Here is a 19,387-nt window from a genome sequence, read left to right on the forward strand (position 1 = left end):
AATATGACAAATGAAAATCCTGAACTGAAAAAGCAGCAGTCAATTTCAGCAGCCGAGCATCCGAAGGCATGGGATCCCCAGGTAATGATTCTGGGAATTCCTCTTGCAGTCGTAGGATGTATCATCGGTCTGGAGCTGATTGTCCGCACAGGAGTAACCCCGAACACCTCCATCATCGGAGCACTGTTTGCCATTCTTCTTTCCAGAATTCCGGTGGCTTTCTTAAGAAAGTACCGCAGCATTCACAGACAGAATCTTTTACAGACATCCATTTCCGCAGCTACATTCTCCGCTGCGAACTGCATGATCCTTCCCATCGGTATTCCGGTTATCATGGGACATTCCGAGCTGATGTTTCCCATGCTGATCGGCGTGATGCTGGCTACCTGCGTAGACGCGACCATCCTTTACAACTGCTTCGGATCTGAGATGTTCCCGGCAGAAGGCGCATGGCCGCCCGGAGTGGCAGCGGCAGATTCCATCCTGGCAGTTATCGAGAAAGGTAAGAAGGCAGTCCTTCTTCTGGTCGGTATCGGTCTTGGCTGGATAGGTAAGGTAGCAGGACTTCCCATGGACCTTCTGGGAGTATCCTGGTTTGGTGATTTCGGAGCCATGGCCGCTTTGGCAGCAGGTTCCCTGGTGATCGGCGTCCTGAAGGTAAACGGTTTCTCCTTCTCTATCTTCGGACACGCGTTTAATTTCGTAACCAATGCATTTGGCGAGGGCTTTGTATATACAGACCACCTTCCGCTGCAGTATATGGCGCACGGCGTTATGATCGGCGCGGGTATCATTTCCCTGGTACAGTGCGGTATCGCCCTGTTCAAGAAGAGCAAGGGTGCCAAGGCAGTGGATACCACCAATGTGGTAAGCAACGAGCATATGAAGAAGACCCTGGGCGTGGGCTTCGGCGCATACCTGGTCATCGCTCTGTTCCTGGCAGTCGTAGGCGGCATCATCACACAGATGAGCGTACCGCAGTTCATCCTCTGGTTGATCTTCGCGGCATTCGCTGCTGAGGCGTCCGAGCTGATCGTAGGTATCTCCGCCATGTATTCCGGATGGTTCCCGGGATTCGCTACTGCCCTGATTTTCCTGATTGTCGGCATGCTTCTTGGTTTCCCGGCACTGGCTCTCGGCCTGCTGGTAGGCTTTACCGCAGCTACCGGCCCCTGCTTCTCTGATATGGCGTACGACCTGAAGTGCGGCTACATCTTAAGAGGAAACGGAGCAAATCCGGAGCTGGAGAAAGAGGGACGTAAGCAGCAGTTCTTTGCAGAGCTCATGGGCTTTGCCGTAGCATTTGTAATGGTTGCCTTCTTCGCAAATAAGTACTTCGGACAGGGACTGTTTGTAGCAGTATCCAATACCTTCGTAGCTACCATTGACGCGGGAGCAAGCGGAGAAATCGCAAAATGGCTTCTTATCTGGGCTATCCCGGGCGCTATCATCCAGATTCTTGGCGGAAAACGTCAGCTGGGTATCCTGTTCGCTACCGGACTTCTGGTAGGTAATATCATCAACGGTCTGACCATCGCAGCCGGTCTGATTATCCGTCTGGTTGCTGTTCGCGCAAACAAAGAGAACGAGCAGACCCTCAACATCCTGGGCGCAGGCGCACTGGCAGGAGCTGCTATCTACAGCTTCTTCACCGCTACTCTGGGACTGGTAGGAAAGAAAGACTGATAGGCATTGCGATTACATAAGTAAGAAAGTAAAAGCCTGATAGAAAGAAAAAGGGAATCCAGTCCGTAGATCGGACGGGTTCCCTTTTCTGTAAACAGGGCTTTTCCCACGAGGAAAGAAAACATGGATTATTTTATTATCATTGCGCCCAAGCTCGTCAGCTTCTTTCTGCTGATTGTGCTGGGATTTACGATTTCAAAGCTGGGGATCTTTCCGAAGAACTGTCTGCCGTCCCTGTCCGCCTTTTTAATTAAGGTAGTACTTCCCTGTCTGACCGTGTCGCTATTGTGTCAGAGGGGGACCACTTGGGTGGATCTGGCGGGCTTCCACGGCATCGTACTCTGCCAGATGGCAGGTTATGTGCTGTTGGCGGCGGTGGGCCTTCTCTGCGTGAAGCTGGCCCGGATCCAGTCCCCCACCTCCAATGTACATGTGGGCTGCATGGTGGGCGGAAACTACGGATTCGTAGTGATTCCCATTCTGATGGCCCTGTACACACCGGAGAACGGACAGCAGTATATTCCCATTTGTTCCGCCATCGATACCATGATGGTGTGGACCCTGGGCCTTTACTTTTTCACAAGAGGGATCGAGAAGGACGGCGAGCCCTGGTATCGGATCCTGACGAAGCGGCTGTTTAATCCGATTCTGGTGTCCATCGTTCTGATTCTCACCCTGAATTCCCTTTCTGTGACCCTGCCGAATCCGGTGCTGGAGGTCTGCAACAATGTGGGAAATATCAGTTACAGCCTGGGGCTGATCTATGTGGGCTGCACCATTTGTTTTCTGAAGAAGGGAAGCCTCCACTGTCTGAAGACCCTGTGGATGCTGGTACTGACCAAGCTTTTCGCGGTGCCGCTGCTTATTTATATTCTGACCGGACCGTTCCTGCCGGAGACGGAGCGGGTGGTGCTGATGCTCATCGCAGGCGCGCCCTCCATGACCACCAGCTGTATGATCGCCAACCAGTACGGACTGGACGAGGATTACGCTTCCACGGCAGTTTTTGTAACCACCATCTGCTGTATGGTGACTATCCCGCTGCTGTTCCTGGCGTCGGCCCTGTTTCAGTAGAAACACACGCACATATATATAGGAGGAAAATCATATGGAACTGACAGAAGTAATCAAAAAGCGAAGAAGTATCCGGAAGTTTTCGGATAAACCGGTATCCCGGGAGCTCTTGACAGAACTGATAGAGGCGGCGGCCCTGGCTCCCACAGCCAGCAATCTGCAGGCCTGGCGGTTCTTCGTGGCGGACGATCCCACCCTGGTGCGGGAGATCGATTCCTTCAGCCCGGGTCTCTCGGGGCATCCTCCGGTGATCATTGCCATCGCCAGCGATCTGGCCGAGGTGGAGCGCCGGGGCAGTAAAAACAGTCTGGTCTACGGCCTGATGATGGACGCGTCCATGGCGGCGGAGAATCTGATGCTGAAGGCGGCAGATCTGGGCCTGGGCACCTGCGCCATCAAAAGCTACAACGATAAGGCAGTACATAAGCTTTTGAACCTGCCGGATACCATGCGGCTGGAGATACTGATTTCCTTGGGATGGCCCGAGGGAGAACCCCGGACGCCCAGACGGAAGCCCATGGAGGACGTGCTGTTCTGGAACGCCTGGGAGGAGCCGGAGAAGAGTACCGCGGATAGAACCCCGGAGGAAGAGCCTGCGAAAGCGCGGAAACCGGAAAACGATAAAAAAGCAGTCGGAAATCAGGCGGCTGCAGCCCGAACGGGAGGCGCGCAGGCGCAGCAGACAGAGACGCTGCGTTTTGATAAAAAAGAGCTGCAGGATCTTCTGATCTATATGATCACCAGCGCGGCAGGTCTGCCCGGGGAACCCCATATGTACGGTCCCCTGCGGCTCATCGAGTCCTCCCGGAGACTGGCCGGAATGCTGAGCGCCGCCTACGGCGGAGAAGTATTCGGGGAACTGACCGCTCTCATCGATGCAGGAAAGGGCAGGAACATGACGGATCCGGAGGGCTTCTGCGAGATGCTTCAGGAGGCGGCAGCCAAGGCTACGGAGCTTTTGTAGAAAAATGCTAAAACATGTAAGAAAAACGGAAAAAAAGCAATAAATGGCCCCAAAATATTTGACTGTACAGTAACGGTATTGTAAAATTTCCACAGGGGTTACAAATAAAGATACTTTGGAGAGATATTTATGAAGCGGGTGTGGAAAAGAATCCGCTTACGACCGACGCGGACGGAAAGCTTCGGATTTCTTTCAGTCTTCCGAAGGAGCTTCCGGCAGGCGCTGCGATAGAAGCAGACGGCATTTACCGGGTACTTCTGAACGAAGGCAGGGCGGTACTGAATACTCCGGTGAAGAAGCCGCAGGAAAAAAGTACTTGCAATTTCTGAAAAATTGCGGTAGTATTTTGAAAGACATACAAATGTCCGCAGAAAAAAGACATTCTACAGAGGAGAGTATGAAAAATGAGTGAAAAGCTTAAAGTCGGTATCCTGGGCGGTACCGGAATGGTAGGACAGAGATTTATTTCTTTGCTTGAGAATCATCCCTGGTTTGAGGTGGTGACCATCGCGGCAAGTCCCAGAAGCGCAGGAAAGAGATATGAGGACGCGGTGGGCGATCGCTGGAAGATGACGACTCCTATGCCGGAGGCTGTAAAGGATATCGTCGTGATGAACGTGAACGAGGTGGAGAAAGTAGCTGCCAGCGTGGATTTTGTATTCAGTGCCGTAGATATGACCAAGGATGAGATTCGTGCCATCGAGGAAGACTACGCGAAGACCGAGACACCGGTAGTGTCCAATAACAGCGCACACCGCTGGACCCCGGATGTTCCCATGATCATCCCGGAGATCAACTCCGATCATACAGACATTATCGCAAAGCAGAAGGAGCGTCTGGGTACCAAGCGCGGCTTCATCGCTGTAAAACCGAACTGTTCCATCCAGTCCTACACTCCGGCCCTGAAGGCGTGGGAGGAGTTTGAGCCCTACGAGGTAGTGGCTACCACCTATCAGGCGATTTCCGGCGCAGGAAAGACCTTTAAGGACTGGCCGGAGATGGTGGGAAATATTATTCCCTATATCGGCGGCGAGGAAGAGAAGAGTGAGAAGGAGCCCCTTCGCGTACTTGGTAAATATGAGGACGGCGAGATCAAGCTGGCCAAGGAGCCGGTGATCACCTGCCAGTGTATCCGTGTTCCGGTTCTGAACGGCCATACTGCAGCGGTATTCGTGAAGTTCCGCAGGAAACCCACCAAGGAGCAGCTCATCGAGAAGCTGGAGAGCTTCAGGGGCGCGCCCCAGGAGCTTGGACTTCCCAGCGCGCCGAAGCAGTTTATCCAGTATATGACCGAGGACAACCGTCCCCAGGTAGCTCTGGATGTGGACTATGAGAGAGGCATGGGCGTATCCATCGGAAGACTCCGTGAGGATACCGTATACGACTGGAAGTTCGTAGGTCTGTCCCATAATACCGTCCGCGGCGCAGCAGGCGGAGCCGTTCTCTGCGCAGAGCTTCTGAAGGCAAAGGGATTTATCGAGGCAAAATAACAGATGAAGAAAAAAAGGTTTCAAATGGTCATTTCTGCCGCAGGAATGGCCATTTGCCTGTTATGCGGCAGCTGTGGAAGAAAGACCCCGGTGGAGGAACCGGAGACGACCGCGGAAGAAATAGAAGAATCGGAAGAAACGGAAAGTACGGCAGAGCCCGCGGAAGAAGTCACGGAGGTGGATTATCTCACCTGTCCCTCCGGCACGATAGTGGAAAAAGAGCTGACGGAGGAGGACGTAGACGCCCTCTTTCTGTCGGAAGAGATCCCAGACGAGGTCTTTGTCCGGATGGACGGAGTTACCTATCAGGAAAATGATAATATCAGCCGGGAAGATCTCCGGTATCTTCGGATGCTCTACTACGGTTTCGACGGAAATACCCATGTGGGCGAGATGGTGGCAAACGCTCAGATCGCGGAGGAGCTTCTGGAAATCTTCCGGGAGCTCTATGAGAATAGGTATCCCATCGAAAAAATGTGTCTGATGGACGACTACGGCGGAGACGACGATCTGGCTGTGGCGGACAATAATACTTCCTGTTTTAATTATCGGGTGGTAGCAGGCAGCACAAAGCTGTCAAAGCATGCCCTTGGGCTGGCCATAGACATCAACCCCTTCTATAATCCTTATGTGACCTATCCGAATGGCGTGGAACATATTTCCCCGGCGGGCAGCGAGGCTTACGCCGATCGGAGTGCGGACTTCTCCTATAAGATCGGCGGCGAGGGCGACCTGTGCCTGCAGCTCTTTCAGCAGCGTGGCTACACCTGGGGCGGAAACTGGAAGACCCTGAAGGACTATCAGCATTTCCAGAAGGAGCCGAAAGAGACGGCCGCCGAAGCCGGAACGACCATTGCCCTGGAAAATGGAGCCCAGATCAGCCTGAACGAATCCTGGCAGTACGCGGATCATTCTGCCATCCACAGCGGCAGCGCCGTTCTGTACCGGGCGGAAGAGAACCGGAAGAATATCGTGGTGGGCGTCAACGCAGGCCATGGCACCTCCGGCGGAGCTTCCGTAAAAACCCTGTGCCACCCGGACGGTTCTCCTAAGACCACCGGCGGCAGCACCGCCCAGGGAGCCACCACAGCGGCGGCCGTCTCCGGCGGCATGACCTTCGCTGACGGTACCCGGGAGAGCGCCGTGACCCTGCAGATGGCCCGGATCCTCCGGGATAAGCTTCTGGCCGCAGGATACGACGTACTGATGCTCCGGGACGGCGACGACGTCCAGCTGGACAACGTGGCCCGCACTGTCATTTGTAACAACGTGGCCGACTGCCATATCGCCCTCCACTGGGACGGTGACGGCCTTTCCTATGACAAAGGCTGCTTCTACATCTCCGTCCCCGATGCCATCAAAGGCATGGAGCCGGTAGCCTCCCACTGGCAGCAGCACAACAGCCTGGGTGCCGCCCTCATAACCGGCCTTCAGACCCAGGGAGCCGCCATCTATAAAGGAGGCAGCATGAGCATCGACCTGACCCAGACTTCCTACAGCACTATCCCCTCCGTAGACATCGAACTGGGCAACGCCGCCTCCGATCACAGCGACACCAGGCTGAATCAGCTTGCGGAAGGCCTCCTGACCGGCCTGAACCAGTATTATAATCAATAACAGACAACTCGGGAGGGGCGCCTTTCATTCAAAAACGTATCAGAGGCTCAGGGTGGAAAAGTTTTTCACCCTGAGCCTTTTCCTTTTCTGAATCTCCGCACATCTTACAAAATCCTCAAATCTGTAAACCCCACCTCCACAAAATATCTGCTACAATCGTCCCTGTCATCAAAAATCCCATGACAAATACAAGAAAGAAAAGAAATCGAGGCACCCCATGACAGGAGCACCCAAACTGAACCCAGAAATGTATTCAACAAAGAAAGCCGTCATTCGGGGCACCGGCTCCAGCGTCCCCCGGCGGATCGTCACCAACGACGACATCGCCCGCCTGGTAGAAACAAGCGACGCATGGATCCGGGAACGCACCGGCATCCGGACACGCCATATCGCAGTGGAAGAGACCACAGTATCCCTGGCTGTCGCGGCTGCAAGACAGGCTCTGGAAAATGCGGATATGGAGGCAGAGGAGCTGGATCTGATCCTTGTATCCACCATCTCCCCCACCCGCGTCATGCCCTGCACCGCCTGCGAAGTACAGGCAGCCATTGGAGCCTCCAGGGCCTTTTGCTTTGACCTGAGCGCCGCCTGCAGCGGCTTCGTGGCAGCTTGGAATACCGTCAGCGCATACATGACAGCCGGACTTGTGGAAAAAGCCCTAATCATTGGAAGCGAATGCCTGTCAAACCTGACCGACTGGCAGGACCGGAGCACCTGCATCCTCTTCGGAGACGGGGCCGGAGCCGTGGCAGTGAGCGCGGAAGAAGGAAGAGCTTTTTTCCCGGCGGCCTATTCCGACGGCGGGGCAGGAGAGGCGCTGACCCTGCGAAGCTCCCAGGGGGAGAGGTGTTTCATGGAAATGGACGGTCAGGCCGTCTTCAAATTCGCAGTCCGCAGGGTTCCCCAGGTCATCGAAGAGGTGCTGGAGAAAAATGGGCTGAAAAGAGAAACCATTTCCCATTATGTACTGCACCAGGCCAATCAGCGGATCGTGGAGGCTGTGGCAAAGCGCCTGGGCGAGCCATTGGAAAAATTCCCCATGAACCTGCAGCGCTACGGCAACACCTCGTCGGCCTCCATTCCGATTCTGCTGGACGAGCTGAACCGGAGGGGCTCCCTGAAACAGGGAGAAAAGCTGGTGCTGGCCGGCTTCGGCGGCGGCCTCACCTGGGGCGCGGCCGTGACGGAGTGGAACAGAGATTAAAAAACAAATTTAAATTCAAAAGGAGAAAAAGAAGATGTTTGAGCAGATTAAGAAGATTGTAGCAGAGAACCTGAATGTGGAAGAGGAGAATATCACCCCGGAGTCTTCCTTCAAGGAAGATCTGAAAGCAGATTCCCTGGATCTCTTTGAGATGGTTATGGCGTTGGAGGAGGAGTTTGACCTGGAGATTCCCTCCGAGGATCTGGAGCAGCTGGAGACTGTAAAGGATGTTATGACCTATATCGAGAGCCATAAGGAATAAGAACAGAATTCAGGAGTGTAAACAGATGCAGACAAGAGTAACAACCTTACTGGGAACCAGATATCCGGTGATGCAGGGCGGTATGGCCTGGGTGGCAGAGTACCACTTGGCGGCGGCTGTCTCCGAGGCGGGAGGCTTAGGAATCATCGGCGCGGCCAACGCTCCGGCGGAGTGGGTGCGGGAGCAGATCCGCGAGACGAAAAAGCGGACGGACAAGCCCTTTGGTGTCAATGTGATGCTGATGAGTCCCTACGCGGATCAGGTGGCACAGGTCATCGCTGAGGAAGGAGTGGCCGTGGTTACCACCGGCGCAGGAAACCCGGAAAAGTACATGGAACTCTGGAAGGAAAAGGGCATTAAGGTCATCCCGGTGGTGGCTTCCGTGGCCCTGGCAAAACGGATGGAGCGCTGCGGCGCGGACGCTGTGGTGGCGGAAGGCTGTGAGTCCGGCGGTCATGTGGGTGAAAGTACCACCATGACCCTGGTGCCCCAGGTGGTGGACAATCTGGAGATTCCGGTCATCGCCGCAGGCGGTATCGCCGACGGCAGAGGCATGGCGGCGGCTCTGATGCTGGGGGCAGAGGGCGTACAGATGGGTACCCGCTTTGTGGCCACCACCGAGTGTCAGGTACATCCCAATTACAAAGAAAAGGTACTGAAGGCACGGGACATCGATACCCGGGTCACAGGAAGAACCACCGGTCATCCGGTCCGCGCCCTGAGAAATGAGATGACGAAAAAATATCTGGAGATGGAAGCGGCGGGAGCCACCGCGGAGGAACTGGAATACCTGACCCTGGGCGGCCTGCGGAAAGCAGTGGTGGAGGGCGACGTAAAAACCGGAAGCGTCATGTCCGGACAGATCGCCGGACTGGTGAAATCCGAGCTGCCATGTAAAGAGGTCATCGAACAGATGATGGCAGAGACGAGACAGATCTTAAAGGGAGCGGCGCAGTATGAGTAAGACCGTATGGATGTTTCCGGGCCAGGGAGCCCAGAAAGCGGGGATGGCAAAGGATTTCTATGAAAACAGCCCCCTTGCAAAGGAGCTTTTTGATCAGGCGGACGCAGCATTGGACTTTGATTTGAGAGCCACCTGTTTTGAAGAAAATGAACAGCTCCATCTGACCGAGTACACCCAGCCCTGTCTGGTGGCGGCTTGTCTAGCCATAGCCGGGGAGCTGCGGAAACGGGGACAGAAGCCGGACATGACGGCGGGCTTAAGCCTGGGCGAGTACGCGGCCATCGCGGCAGCGGGCGGAATGACAGCCCTTGACGCCATCCGCCTGGTGCGGAAACGGGGACTGTTGATGCAGAACACCGTACCGGCAGGGGAAGGCGCCATGTGCGCGGTGCTTGGCATGGAGACCGGGGCCATCGAAGCAGTACTGGAAAACCGGACGGGTGTGACTATCGCCAACTATAACTGTCCGGGACAGATTGTGATCACCGGAAAGACAGCCGAAGTGCAGGAAGCAGCGGAGGCTCTGAAGGCAGCCGGAGCGAGACGGGTGGTTCCCCTGAAGGTCAGCGGACCCTTTCATTCTCCACTCTTAAAGAGCGCGGGGGAGAAACTTTCGGAAGCGCTGGCAGCGGTGGAAATGCAGAATCCGGAAGTGCCCTATTATGCGAATGTGACCGCAGCGAAGGTCACAGAAAAAGCGGAAATCCGTCCGCTGCTGGCCAGGGGCGTATCCTCCCCGGTGCGCTGGCAGCAGAGCGTGGAAGCTATGATAGGGGACGGGGCGGATACCTTTGTGGAAATCGGGCCCGGAAAGACCCTGGCTGGATTTATGAAGAAAATCAATCCGGATGTGAAGGTATACAACATTGCCTCCTGGGAGGACATGGAGCAGTTCCTGAGGGAGCATTCTTAAAGAAGAATGCAGCCGGGGCGTTCCGTTCTGAGAGCAGGGAAGAAGATAAGAAAGAGAGAAAACTATGAATTTAGAAGGAAAAATCGCCCTGGTCACCGGCGCGTCACGGGGCATCGGCCGGGCCATCGCCACAGAGCTGGCGGCAAAGGGGGCCCAGGTTATCGTCAATTATAACGGTTCTGAGGCGGCTGCGGCAGAGACCGTAAATGCCATCCGGGCAGCAGGAGGAAAAGCGGAGGCCTGGCAGTGCAACGTGGCTGATTACGAGGCCTGCGGACAGCTGATAAGCGGCGTACTGGAAACTCATAAGCGCATCGACATTCTGGTCAACAACGCAGGCATCAACCGGGATAATCTGCTGATGAAGATGACGGAAGAGGAATTTGACGCAGTCATTGATACCAACCTGAAAGGAACCTTTCACACCATGCGCTTCGTGTCCCGCCAGATGCTGAAGCAGCGGAGCGGACGCATCATCAATCTGGCTTCGGTGGTTGGACTCACCGGAAACGCGGGCCAGACCAATTACGCGGCATCCAAGGCAGGCGTTATCGGCATGACGAAGACGGCAGCCAGAGAGCTGGCCGGCCGTGGGATTACCGTAAATGCCATCGCGCCGGGCTTTATCGAGACGGATATGACAGACCGGCTCAGCGGTAAAATCAAGGAGCAGATGAGCGCCCAGATTCCCCTGGGACATTTCGGAAAGCCGGAGCAGGTAGCGAAAGCGGCGGCCTTTCTGGCATCCGACGACGCGGCCTATATCACCGGCCAGGTGCTGAACGTGGACGGCGGTATGGTGATGTGACACAGAAGACAGAGGAGTACTATTTTATATGAAAAGACGAGTGGTAGTAACGGGGCTGGGTGCTGTGACCCCCATCGGAAATACGGTACCGGAGTTCTGGCAGAGCATCCGGGAGGGCCGGGTGGGAATCGGTGAGATTACCCGTTTTGATACAGAAAATTACAAGGTGAAGCTGGCTGCGGAAGTCAAAGACTTTGACGCGGCCGAACGCATGGATCCGAAAGGGGCCAAGCGCATGGAGCCCTTCGCCCAGTACGCGGTGGCTGCGGCAAAAGAAGCCTTTGCGGACGCGGGACTGGACATGACGAAGGAAGATCCTTTCCGGGCGGGCGTCATCGTGGGTTCCGGTATCGGTTCCCTGGAAACTGTGGAAAAGGAATATGAGAAAATTTTAAAAGGTAATGCGAAGCGGGTAGCGCCCTTAATGGTGCCGAAAATGATCTCCAATATGGCCGCAGGCAATATCTCCATCCAGCTGGGACTGCGGGGAAAATGCACGAATGTGGTGACAGCCTGCGCATCCGGTACCCACTGCATCGGCGACGCTTTCCGGGCCATCCAGTATGACGACGCGGATATCATGCTGGCAGGCGGCGCGGAAAGCTGTATCTGTCCCACCGGCGTGGCGGGCTTTCAGGCCCTGACGGCGCTGACCACGGAGACCGATCCGGCCCGTGCTTCCATTCCCTTTGACAAAGACCGCAGCGGTTTTGTACTGGGCGAGGGCGCAGGGGTAGTAGTTCTTGAGGAGCTCCAGCACGCGCTGGCAAGGGGCGCGCACATTTACGCGGAGCTTAAGGGCTACGGAGCCACCGGTGACGCCTTCCATATCACTTCTCCCTGCGAGGACGGAAGCGGCGCAGCCAAGGCCATGGAGCTGGCCATGAAGGAGGGCGGCATTGATCCCTCCCAGGTGGACTATATTAACGCCCACGGCACCGCCACCCACCATAATGATCTCTACGAGACCCGGGCAATCAAGGTGGCTCTGGGCGACGCGGCAAAGGACGTGGTGATCAATTCCACCAAGTCCATGATTGGCCATCTTCTGGGTGCGGCAGGCGGCGTAGAGTTTGTGGTCTGCGCGAAAGCAGTAGAAGAGAACTACATACATCAGACCGTGGGAACCCGGGAGACAGACGAAGAGTGTGATCTGAACTACGCCATCGGCGCTCCGGTGGAAAAAGAAATCCGTTATGCCCTGACCAATTCTCTGGGCTTCGGCGGACATAACGCCTGCCTGCTGATTCAGAAGTATGAAGAGAGTTCCAGGTAGCAGGACAGGTTTTGGAGTGAATGGCAGAGACAGGAGATACAGGAGTATAACATGGAATTTGAACAGATCTTGAAATTAATTGAAAGGGTTTCTGAGTCAAAGCTGGACAGTTTCAGCTATGAGCAGAACGGGACAAAGCTTCGGCTGGAAAAGAAGAAGCAGAAGATACAGATAAACGGGCTGCCGGACATGGCGGCGGAGCAGTCAGTTCAGGCGGACGGTTCCCGGGAAGGAAGCGCTGCAGCAGGTAGTTCTGATTCAGAGGCGCGGAAATCCGGTACGGAGATCAAGTCTCCCCTGGTGGGCGTCTTTTATGTTGCTCCTTCCGAGGACGCTGAACCCTTTGTGAGCGTGGGCGACCAGGTAAAGAAGGGCCAGGTAGTCGGTATCGTGGAGGCCATGAAGCTCATGAATGAAATTACCAGCGACTGCGACGGCGTCATCCGGGAGGTCTGCGCAGACAATGCCCAGGCTGTGGAATACGGCCAGCCCCTGTTCCGGGTAGAGGAGGATTAGGCCATGAACCATTTGGATATCAACCAGATCAAAGCAATCATTCCCCACCGGCATCCTTTTTTGCTGGTGGATTATATTGAAGATTACGAGCCCGGCGAGTTTGCCGTGGGCTATAAATGCGTCAGCTACCGGGAGGACTTCTTCGCGGGACATTTTCCCCAGGAGCCGGTGATGCCGGGGGTGCTGACCGTAGAGGCCCTGGCCCAGGTAGGCGCAGTGGCGATCCTGTCCCTGCCGGAGCATCGGGGCAAGACCGCTTACTTTGGTGGCATCGATAAATGCAGATTCAAGGGAAAGGTGGTTCCCGGCGACAAACTGCGCCTGGAGACCCGGATTATCAAGCGCAAGGGCCCCCTGGGGGTGGGTGAAGCCATCGCCAGTGTGGATGGTAACGTGGTGGTTCGGGCGGAGCTGACCTTTATGATAGGATAGGAGTTTTATGATGATAAGAAAAGTTCTTGTGGCCAACCGGGGAGAGATCGCGGTGCGTGTCATCCGGGCCTGCCGGGAAATGGGAATCGAGACCGTGGCGGTCTATTCCGAGGCCGACCGGGAGGCGCTTCACGCCAAATTGGCGGACGAGGCCGTCTGCATCGGGCCAGCGGCCCTGGCGGACAGCTACCTGTCCATGGAGAAAATCATCAGCGCCACCATTATTTCCGGAGCAGACGCCATTCATCCGGGCTTTGGACTTCTATCGGAAAACAGCAGATTTGCGGAGCTTTGTGAGAAATGCGGCATCATTTTCATCGGCCCCGGTTCCGGGGTTATCGCAAAGCTTGGCAATAAGCAGGAGGCCCGCAATACCATGGCAGCCGCAGGAGTTCCGGTGATCCCGGGCACAAAAGAAGCAGTATACGACCCCGGAAGGGGTGCAGAGGAAGCAGCCCGCATCGGCTATCCGGTCATGATCAAGGCGGCTCTGGGTGGCGGCGGAAAGGGTATGCGGGTGGCGGAGAGCCCGGAGGAGTTTGAGAAGAACTTTCTGCTGGCCCAGACGGAAGCGAAGCAGGCCTTTGGCGATGATTCCATGTATATCGAGCATTTTATTACCCATCCGAGACACATCGAGTTTCAGATTCTGGCGGACAGCTTCGGAAATGTGGTGCATCTGGGTGAGCGGGACTGCTCCATCCAGCGGAATCATCAGAAAATGATCGAGGAGGCCCCGAGCCCGGCTCTGTCCGAGGAGAAGCGGCGGGAAATGGGAGAGACGGCCGTGCGGGCTGCAAAGGCAGCAGGTTATGTGAACGCCGGAACCATTGAATTCCTACTGGAAAAGAATGGAAACTATTATTTTATGGAAATGAACACCCGGATCCAGGTGGAGCATCCTGTGACCGAGTGGATCACAGGCATCGACCTGATCAAAGAGCAGATCCGCATCGCGGCGGGGAAAAAGCTTGGCTTCACCCAGGATGAAGTGCGGGTAAACGGCCACGCTATCGAGGTCCGTATCAACGCGGAGAAGCCGGAGGAGAACTTCCGGCCCTGCCCGGGCACGGTGACGGGACTGCACCTGCCGGGCGGTAAGGGCATCCGTATCGACTCGGCCATTTACAGCGGTTATGCTATTCCGCCTTATTACGATTCCATGATCGCGAAAATCAGCGTCTGGGCCCGGACCCGGGGAGAGGCCATCCGAAAAATGGAGAGCGCCCTGGGAGAGGTCATCATCGAAGGCGTGGACACCAATGTGAATTATCAGTACGGGATCCTGGAGGACGCGGATTTCCAGAAGGGAAATGTGGATATCGAGTTTATCCGCACCCGGGAGGAAAAGGCTGCCCGGGCGGAGACAGAGTAAACAGAGGAGCAAAGTCAGACTTATGAATCTGGATCATGTATTTAAGAAAACGAAAAAACGAATCTTCAGCGGCAGCGTCCGGAAGCCCGAGGTTCCCGAAGGCCTTCTGGCCCGGTGCAACATGTGCGGCGGCGCTATCGTAGTGGAGGATGTGAAGAACCATTATTATATATGTCCCAGATGCAGGGGATATTTCCGGGTGCCTGCCTGGGAGCGGGTTGGCCAAGTGGCGGACGAGGGAAGCTTCGAGGAATGGGATCGGGAGCTGACAGGCAGTAATCCTCTGGACTATGAAGGGTATGAAGAAAAGCTGGCGGTCACCCGCCTGAAGACCCGTCTCAGGGAGGCAGTAGTCACCGGAACATGCCGGATCGGTGGCGAGAAGGCTGTGGTCGGAGTCATGGACGGACGTTTCCTGATGGCCAGCATGGGCGAGGCTGTGGGTGAAAAAATCACCCGGGCCGCAGAGCGGGCCACCAAAGAGGGGCTTCCTCTGATTCTTTTCACCTGCTCCGGCGGAGCCAGGATGCAGGAGGGTATTTTTTCCCTGATGCAGATGGCGAAAACCAGCGCGGCCATCCGACGCCATTCCGATGCAGGGCTTCTCTATATCACAGTTCTGACGGATCCCACCACCGGCGGCGTGACCGCCAGCTTTGCCATGGAGGGTGACATCATCCTGGCGGAGCCGGGAGCGCTCATCGGCTTTGCAGGCCCCCGGGTCATCGAGCAGACCACGGGGCAGAAGCTGCCGACGGGCTTCCAGCGGGCAGAATTTCTGCTGGAGCACGGCTTTGTGGACGGGATCGTGGAGCGAAGCGAGCTGAAGAGGACGTTGGGGGATCTGCTGCGGCTGCACCGGGCCCAGGGGGAAAAAGCAGAGGCAGGCAGCAGGGATGCAGGTCCCCGTCTGACAAAGCAGCGGGGAAGCTCAAAAACCGCATGGGAGCGGGTACAGCGGTCACGGGACAAAAAGCGTCCCCGGGGCCATGCCTATGTGGCCGCCCTTTTCGATGATTTCTACGAGTTCCACGGCGACCGCCTGTTTGCGGACGACCCGGCAGTTCTGGGCGGTATCGCCAGCTTCCGGGGGCGTCCGGTCACCGTCATTTCCCAGGAAAAGGATCAAAACTTCGGCATGTGCTCCCCGGACGGTTATCGGAAGTCCCTGCGTCTCATGCGCCAGGCGGAGAAGTTCCACCGTCCGGTCATCTGCTTTGTGGACACTCCGGGAGCGGCCTGCGGCATCGACGCGGAGGAACGGGGACAGGGCGAGGCCATCGCCCGGAATATCTATGAAATGTCGGCTCTGAAGGTGCCGGTTCTCACCGTCATCATCGGCGAGGGCGGCAGCGGAGGCGCTCTGGCCCTGGCTGTGGGAAACGAGGTCTGGATGCTGGAGAATTCTGTATACTCTATCCTGTCCCCGGAGGGTTTTGCCAGCATCCTCTGGAAGGACAGCAAACGGGCGAAGCATGCGGCGGAGTGTATGAGGCTGACGGCGGCAGATCTGAAGCAGGCAGGCATCGTGGAGCAGGTGTTCTCGGAGCCGGAGTCTTTTACCGAGGAGAACCTGTATCAGGTGACGGTGCCGCTGGAAGAAAAGCTGGAACAGTTTCTGGAGCAGTATGGGCAAATGAGTGGCCGGGAGCTGGCGGATCAACGTTATGACCGGTTCCGGCATCTGGGAACCATAAAGAGCGAAACAGACAGAAAGAGAAAACTATGAAACAAAAAGAATTACAAATCGGCAACCTGACTCTGCGCCGTCCCATCTTTCAGGGCGGTATGGGCGTAGGAGTAAGCCTGGGCGGCCTGGCGGGCGCTGTGGCGGCCGCAGGCGGGGCAGGAGCCATCTCCGCCGCCCAGATCGGTTTCCGGGAGCCGGATTTTGATACAAATACGGTGGAAGCGAATCTGCGCGCCATGGGAAAGGAACTGCAAAAGGCCCGGGGCAGGGCAGAAGGCGGCGTGGTAGGCTTTAATATCATGGTGGCCATGCAGCATTACGCCGATTATGTGAAGCAGGCTGTGAAGCTGGGAGCGGATTTTATCGTCTCCGGCGCGGGACTGCCTGTGGATCTGCCGGAGTACGCGGCGGGAAGCAATGTAAAGCTGGCGCCCATTGTGTCCACAGAAAAGTCCGCTGGGGTGATTTTAAAATATTGGGCGCGGAAGTTTGAACGGGTGCCGGATTTTCTGGTCATCGAGGGGCCGAAGGCCGGAGGACATCTGGGCTTCACCGGAGAACAGCTGACCTCTTTTGATGAGGCAGCCTACGGCGAAGAAGTGAAGCGGATCATCGCGAAAGTCCGGGAATACGAGGCGCGCTTTCAGAAGAAAATCCCGGTGGTCCTGGGCGGCGGTATCAGCGGCATGGAAAAGGCCGCTCGGGCCTTTGCACTGGGGGCTGACGCCATTCAGGCAGCCACCCGTTTTGTGACCACGGAGGAATGCGACGCGGATCCGCGCTACAAGCAGGCCTATCTGGACGCCCGGGAAGAGGATATTCTGCTCATCAAAAGCCCTGTGGGTCTGCCGGGCCGGGCCATCCGAAACGTTTTCGCGGATCGGGTCATGTCAGGAGAACGGATTGCGCCCGAACGCTGCCGGGGCTGCATCAAAGGCTGCAGGCCCACGGAGATCCCCTACTGCATCACCGAGGCACTGATCCGTGCCGTGAAGGGAGACAGGGAGAACGGCCTTCTGTTCTGCGGAGCGGATGCCTGGAAAGCGGAGCGGATAGAGACGGTGCAGCAGGTGGTGGATGATCTGCTGGGATAAAACTCACGCCTTTCCGAAACGGCAAAAGTATGCTATAATGACATCTGTATGTGTGGAGAACTTCCTGCATACAGATGTCATTTTTATGTAACAGGAGAACAGAATTTGAATCTATTTTCTCAGAATCACAATAAAAGAACCCGTTTCACCCGCATGTGTATCGGCGAGGCAGTCTTTTCCCTGATGGATAAGAAAGAATATGAAAAAATCAAGGTGTCGGACATCGTGAAGAGGGCCGGTGTGTCCCGTGTGACCTTCTATCATTACTATGAGACGAAAGAGGACGCGCTGACGGATTTCTTCCATGAGATCGTAGCCGGATATATCCGGGAATGCCGGGAGGAGAAGGTGGGCCGGTTCCATGATCGGAGCAGCATCATCCATGCGCTGAAGTATTTCGACCGATATGCGGTCTTTATCCTGAAGCTGGTGGACGCGAAGCTCCTCTACATCGTCCAGGACGCCATGAATGATTATATGATCAAACGAATCATGCCCCATTACAAGATACCGGCCTATGAGCTGTATTTTTACGGCGGGGCTCTGCTGAATGTGTTTATTCAGTGGGAGAAAAACGGAAAGCGGGAGCCGGCGGAAATGATTGCCGATCAAATTACCGCTCAGCTTTAAAAGGAGAACAACGTGCAGTTTTTATATGAGATCCCGGCAGAGTTCTGGAGCCTGTTCCGGTCGGGCAACCGGGACGTGTATATCGAGGCCCTGCTGGCTATCAATGATGAATACCAGTATAACAATTATTTTTTAAGCAAGGACGCCTGCGCCCAGATCCTGTCGGATAAGTGCCGGGAATCTGCCTGGAGCTTCCAGAGGGAAGAGGACGAGACCGACGAGGAGGAGCAGAGCGCGCTGCCGGGCCGTATCCTGAACTGGCTGCTGCGCCATAGGTGGCTTCGAAAGGTGGAGGACTATGGTGCCATGACGGTCAATATCGTCATTCCCGATTATGCGGCGATCCTGATTGACGCCTTTGACCGCCTGGTCAATGAACAGACGGAGGAAACGGAGGTTTATATTCAGAATGTGTATGCCACCCTCTTTTCCTTTAAGAATGACAGGCGTAAAAACCTGTCCATGCTGAAAACGGCCCTGATTAATACGAAAAAGCTGAACAAGGCCCTGCAGGATATGCTTCATAATATGGACAAGTTCTTCGGGCGTCTGCTGGAGCAGAAGAATTATAAAAATCTGCTGAAAGAGCATCTGGAAGGCTTTGTGGAGACGGCAGTACAGCAGAAGTACCATATTTTAAAGACCAGCGATAATTTTTATATTTATAAAATGGATATCAAGCGGTGCCTGAGAAGTCTCCGGGAGGAGCCGGAGGTGGCTCCGGATCAGGAGAACGAAATGCTGGATCTGGTGGATCAGATCGAGCGGGGCTTTGAAGATATCGAGCACCGCATCGCCAATATGGACCGGGAGCACAGCAAGTATGTCCGGGCTACCGTCAGCCGCCTGAACTATCTCTTAAGCGACGAGACAGAACGCCATGGCCTGCTGATTCAGCTTCTGAACGATCTGAGCGCCCAGGAAGACCCGGAGCGGCAGACAGCTATGCTGGGAGCCGTAGCCGGACGGATGCAGCTTACCGGCTTTTCGGTGCTGAACGAACAGCCTCTGTATCGGCAGCGCAGGAGAAAACGCTTTGAGGAAGAACTAACCGGAGAAGAAAAGAGCGCGGAGCTGTCCAGGGAAGATATTCTGAAGATGAATCAGATCCGCCACCGGTTTACGAAAAAGCAGATCGAAGAATTTATCGGCGATCATATGGAAGATGGCGTGCTGGAGACAGAACGTATGAACCTGCAGAGCGACGAGGATTTTGAAAAGCTGATCCTGGCCTACGATATCGCCATGCGCCGGAACAGCCGCTATCAGGTAGTGGTACAGGAGGAACAGGTGGAGTATGGCAGTTACAGCTATCCCCGGATGGCATTTTTCCGGAAAGGACCGAAGACGTCTGCGGATGGAGAACAGGGAGAATAAAAAAGGAAAGGGCAT

General features: G+C 55.6%; 19 protein-coding genes. All 19 read left to right on the forward strand.

Annotation, left to right across the window (positions count from 1 at the left end):
* Window positions 1-3 precede the first annotated feature (3 nt).
* The 19 genes from H8S44_RS04715 (at window position 4) to H8S44_RS04805 (ending at window position 19,372) form a co-directional block, all read left to right on the forward strand.
* Window positions 4-1,686, forward strand: coding sequence for an OPT/YSL family transporter (locus H8S44_RS04715; RefSeq protein ID WP_186873055.1), 1,683 nt, complete (start codon window positions 4-6; stop codon window positions 1,684-1,686).
* Window positions 1,687-1,809: 123 nt separating this feature from the next.
* Window positions 1,810-2,760, forward strand: a complete 951-nt coding sequence (locus H8S44_RS04720; protein ID WP_186873054.1) for an AEC family transporter — start codon at window positions 1,810-1,812, stop codon at window positions 2,758-2,760.
* Between the two features lie 34 nt (window positions 2,761-2,794).
* The gene (locus H8S44_RS04725) at window positions 2,795-3,724 is read left to right on the forward strand and encodes a DUF6092 family protein (protein WP_186873053.1); all 930 of its coding nucleotides are present in this window, start codon (window positions 2,795-2,797) and stop codon (window positions 3,722-3,724) included.
* A gap of 140 nt (window positions 3,725-3,864) precedes the next feature.
* Window positions 3,865-4,053 (forward strand): hypothetical protein, encoded by a 189-nt coding sequence (locus H8S44_RS04730; RefSeq protein ID WP_186873052.1) that lies wholly within the window; start codon window positions 3,865-3,867, stop codon window positions 4,051-4,053.
* Between the two features lie 75 nt (window positions 4,054-4,128).
* On the forward strand, window positions 4,129-5,214 hold the full coding sequence (asd, locus tag H8S44_RS04735) for an aspartate-semialdehyde dehydrogenase (RefSeq protein ID WP_186873051.1): 1,086 nt from the start codon (window positions 4,129-4,131) through the stop codon (window positions 5,212-5,214).
* Window positions 5,215-5,217: 3 nt separating this feature from the next.
* Window positions 5,218-6,831, forward strand: coding sequence for a M15 family metallopeptidase (locus H8S44_RS16675; protein WP_330593531.1), 1,614 nt, complete (start codon window positions 5,218-5,220; stop codon window positions 6,829-6,831).
* 217 nt (window positions 6,832-7,048) lie between these two features.
* Complete coding sequence (locus tag H8S44_RS04745; RefSeq protein WP_243167472.1) at window positions 7,049-8,035, forward strand: beta-ketoacyl-ACP synthase III; 987 nt, start codon at window positions 7,049-7,051, stop codon at window positions 8,033-8,035.
* 34 nt (window positions 8,036-8,069) lie between these two features.
* The gene (gene acpP, locus H8S44_RS04750; protein ID WP_186873050.1) at window positions 8,070-8,297 is read left to right on the forward strand and encodes an acyl carrier protein; all 228 of its coding nucleotides are present in this window, start codon (window positions 8,070-8,072) and stop codon (window positions 8,295-8,297) included.
* A 25-nt stretch (window positions 8,298-8,322) separates the two neighbouring features.
* Window positions 8,323-9,261, forward strand: a complete 939-nt coding sequence (gene fabK, locus H8S44_RS04755) for an enoyl-[acyl-carrier-protein] reductase FabK (protein ID WP_186873049.1) — start codon at window positions 8,323-8,325, stop codon at window positions 9,259-9,261.
* On the forward strand, window positions 9,254-10,174 hold the full coding sequence (gene fabD / locus H8S44_RS04760; RefSeq protein WP_186873048.1) for an ACP S-malonyltransferase: 921 nt from the start codon (window positions 9,254-9,256) through the stop codon (window positions 10,172-10,174). The genes fabK and fabD overlap by 8 nt, the downstream gene beginning before the upstream one ends.
* A gap of 124 nt (window positions 10,175-10,298) precedes the next feature.
* Window positions 10,299-10,982: a 3-oxoacyl-[acyl-carrier-protein] reductase gene (gene fabG, locus H8S44_RS04765; RefSeq protein ID WP_408609366.1), complete on the forward strand. Its 684-nt coding sequence runs from the start codon at window positions 10,299-10,301 to the stop codon at window positions 10,980-10,982.
* A 28-nt stretch (window positions 10,983-11,010) separates the two neighbouring features.
* Window positions 11,011-12,258 carry a beta-ketoacyl-ACP synthase II gene (gene fabF / locus H8S44_RS04770; RefSeq protein WP_186873046.1) on the forward strand — a complete coding sequence of 416 codons (1,248 nt, stop codon included), beginning with the start codon at window positions 11,011-11,013 and terminating at the stop codon, window positions 12,256-12,258.
* Window positions 12,259-12,309: 51 nt separating this feature from the next.
* On the forward strand, window positions 12,310-12,774 hold the full coding sequence (gene accB, locus H8S44_RS04775) for an acetyl-CoA carboxylase biotin carboxyl carrier protein (protein ID WP_186873045.1): 465 nt from the start codon (window positions 12,310-12,312) through the stop codon (window positions 12,772-12,774).
* 3 nt (window positions 12,775-12,777) lie between these two features.
* Window positions 12,778-13,206 (forward strand): 3-hydroxyacyl-ACP dehydratase FabZ, encoded by a 429-nt coding sequence (gene fabZ, locus H8S44_RS04780; protein WP_186873044.1) that lies wholly within the window; start codon window positions 12,778-12,780, stop codon window positions 13,204-13,206.
* 10 nt (window positions 13,207-13,216) lie between these two features.
* Complete coding sequence (locus H8S44_RS04785) at window positions 13,217-14,581, forward strand: acetyl-CoA carboxylase biotin carboxylase subunit (protein WP_186873391.1); 1,365 nt, start codon at window positions 13,217-13,219, stop codon at window positions 14,579-14,581.
* A gap of 22 nt (window positions 14,582-14,603) precedes the next feature.
* Entirely contained in the window at window positions 14,604-16,310 is a 1,707-nt protein-coding gene (gene accD, locus H8S44_RS04790) for an acetyl-CoA carboxylase, carboxyltransferase subunit beta (protein WP_186873043.1), read from the forward strand.
* Window positions 16,307-17,365, forward strand: coding sequence for an NAD(P)H-dependent flavin oxidoreductase (locus H8S44_RS04795; RefSeq protein WP_186873042.1), 1,059 nt, complete (start codon window positions 16,307-16,309; stop codon window positions 17,363-17,365). The genes accD and H8S44_RS04795 overlap by 4 nt, the downstream gene beginning before the upstream one ends.
* Window positions 17,366-17,470: 105 nt before the next feature.
* Complete coding sequence (locus H8S44_RS04800) at window positions 17,471-17,995, forward strand: TetR/AcrR family transcriptional regulator (protein ID WP_186873041.1); 525 nt, start codon at window positions 17,471-17,473, stop codon at window positions 17,993-17,995.
* 12 nt (window positions 17,996-18,007) lie between these two features.
* Window positions 18,008-19,372 (forward strand): Wadjet anti-phage system protein JetA family protein, encoded by a 1,365-nt coding sequence (locus H8S44_RS04805; RefSeq protein ID WP_186873040.1) that lies wholly within the window; start codon window positions 18,008-18,010, stop codon window positions 19,370-19,372.
* Window positions 19,373-19,387: the final 15 nt, after the last annotated feature.

Origin of the sequence: Anaerosacchariphilus hominis, assembly GCF_014290175.1 — a bacterium.
Lineage (GTDB): Bacteria > Bacillota > Clostridia > Lachnospirales > Lachnospiraceae > Laedolimicola > Laedolimicola hominis.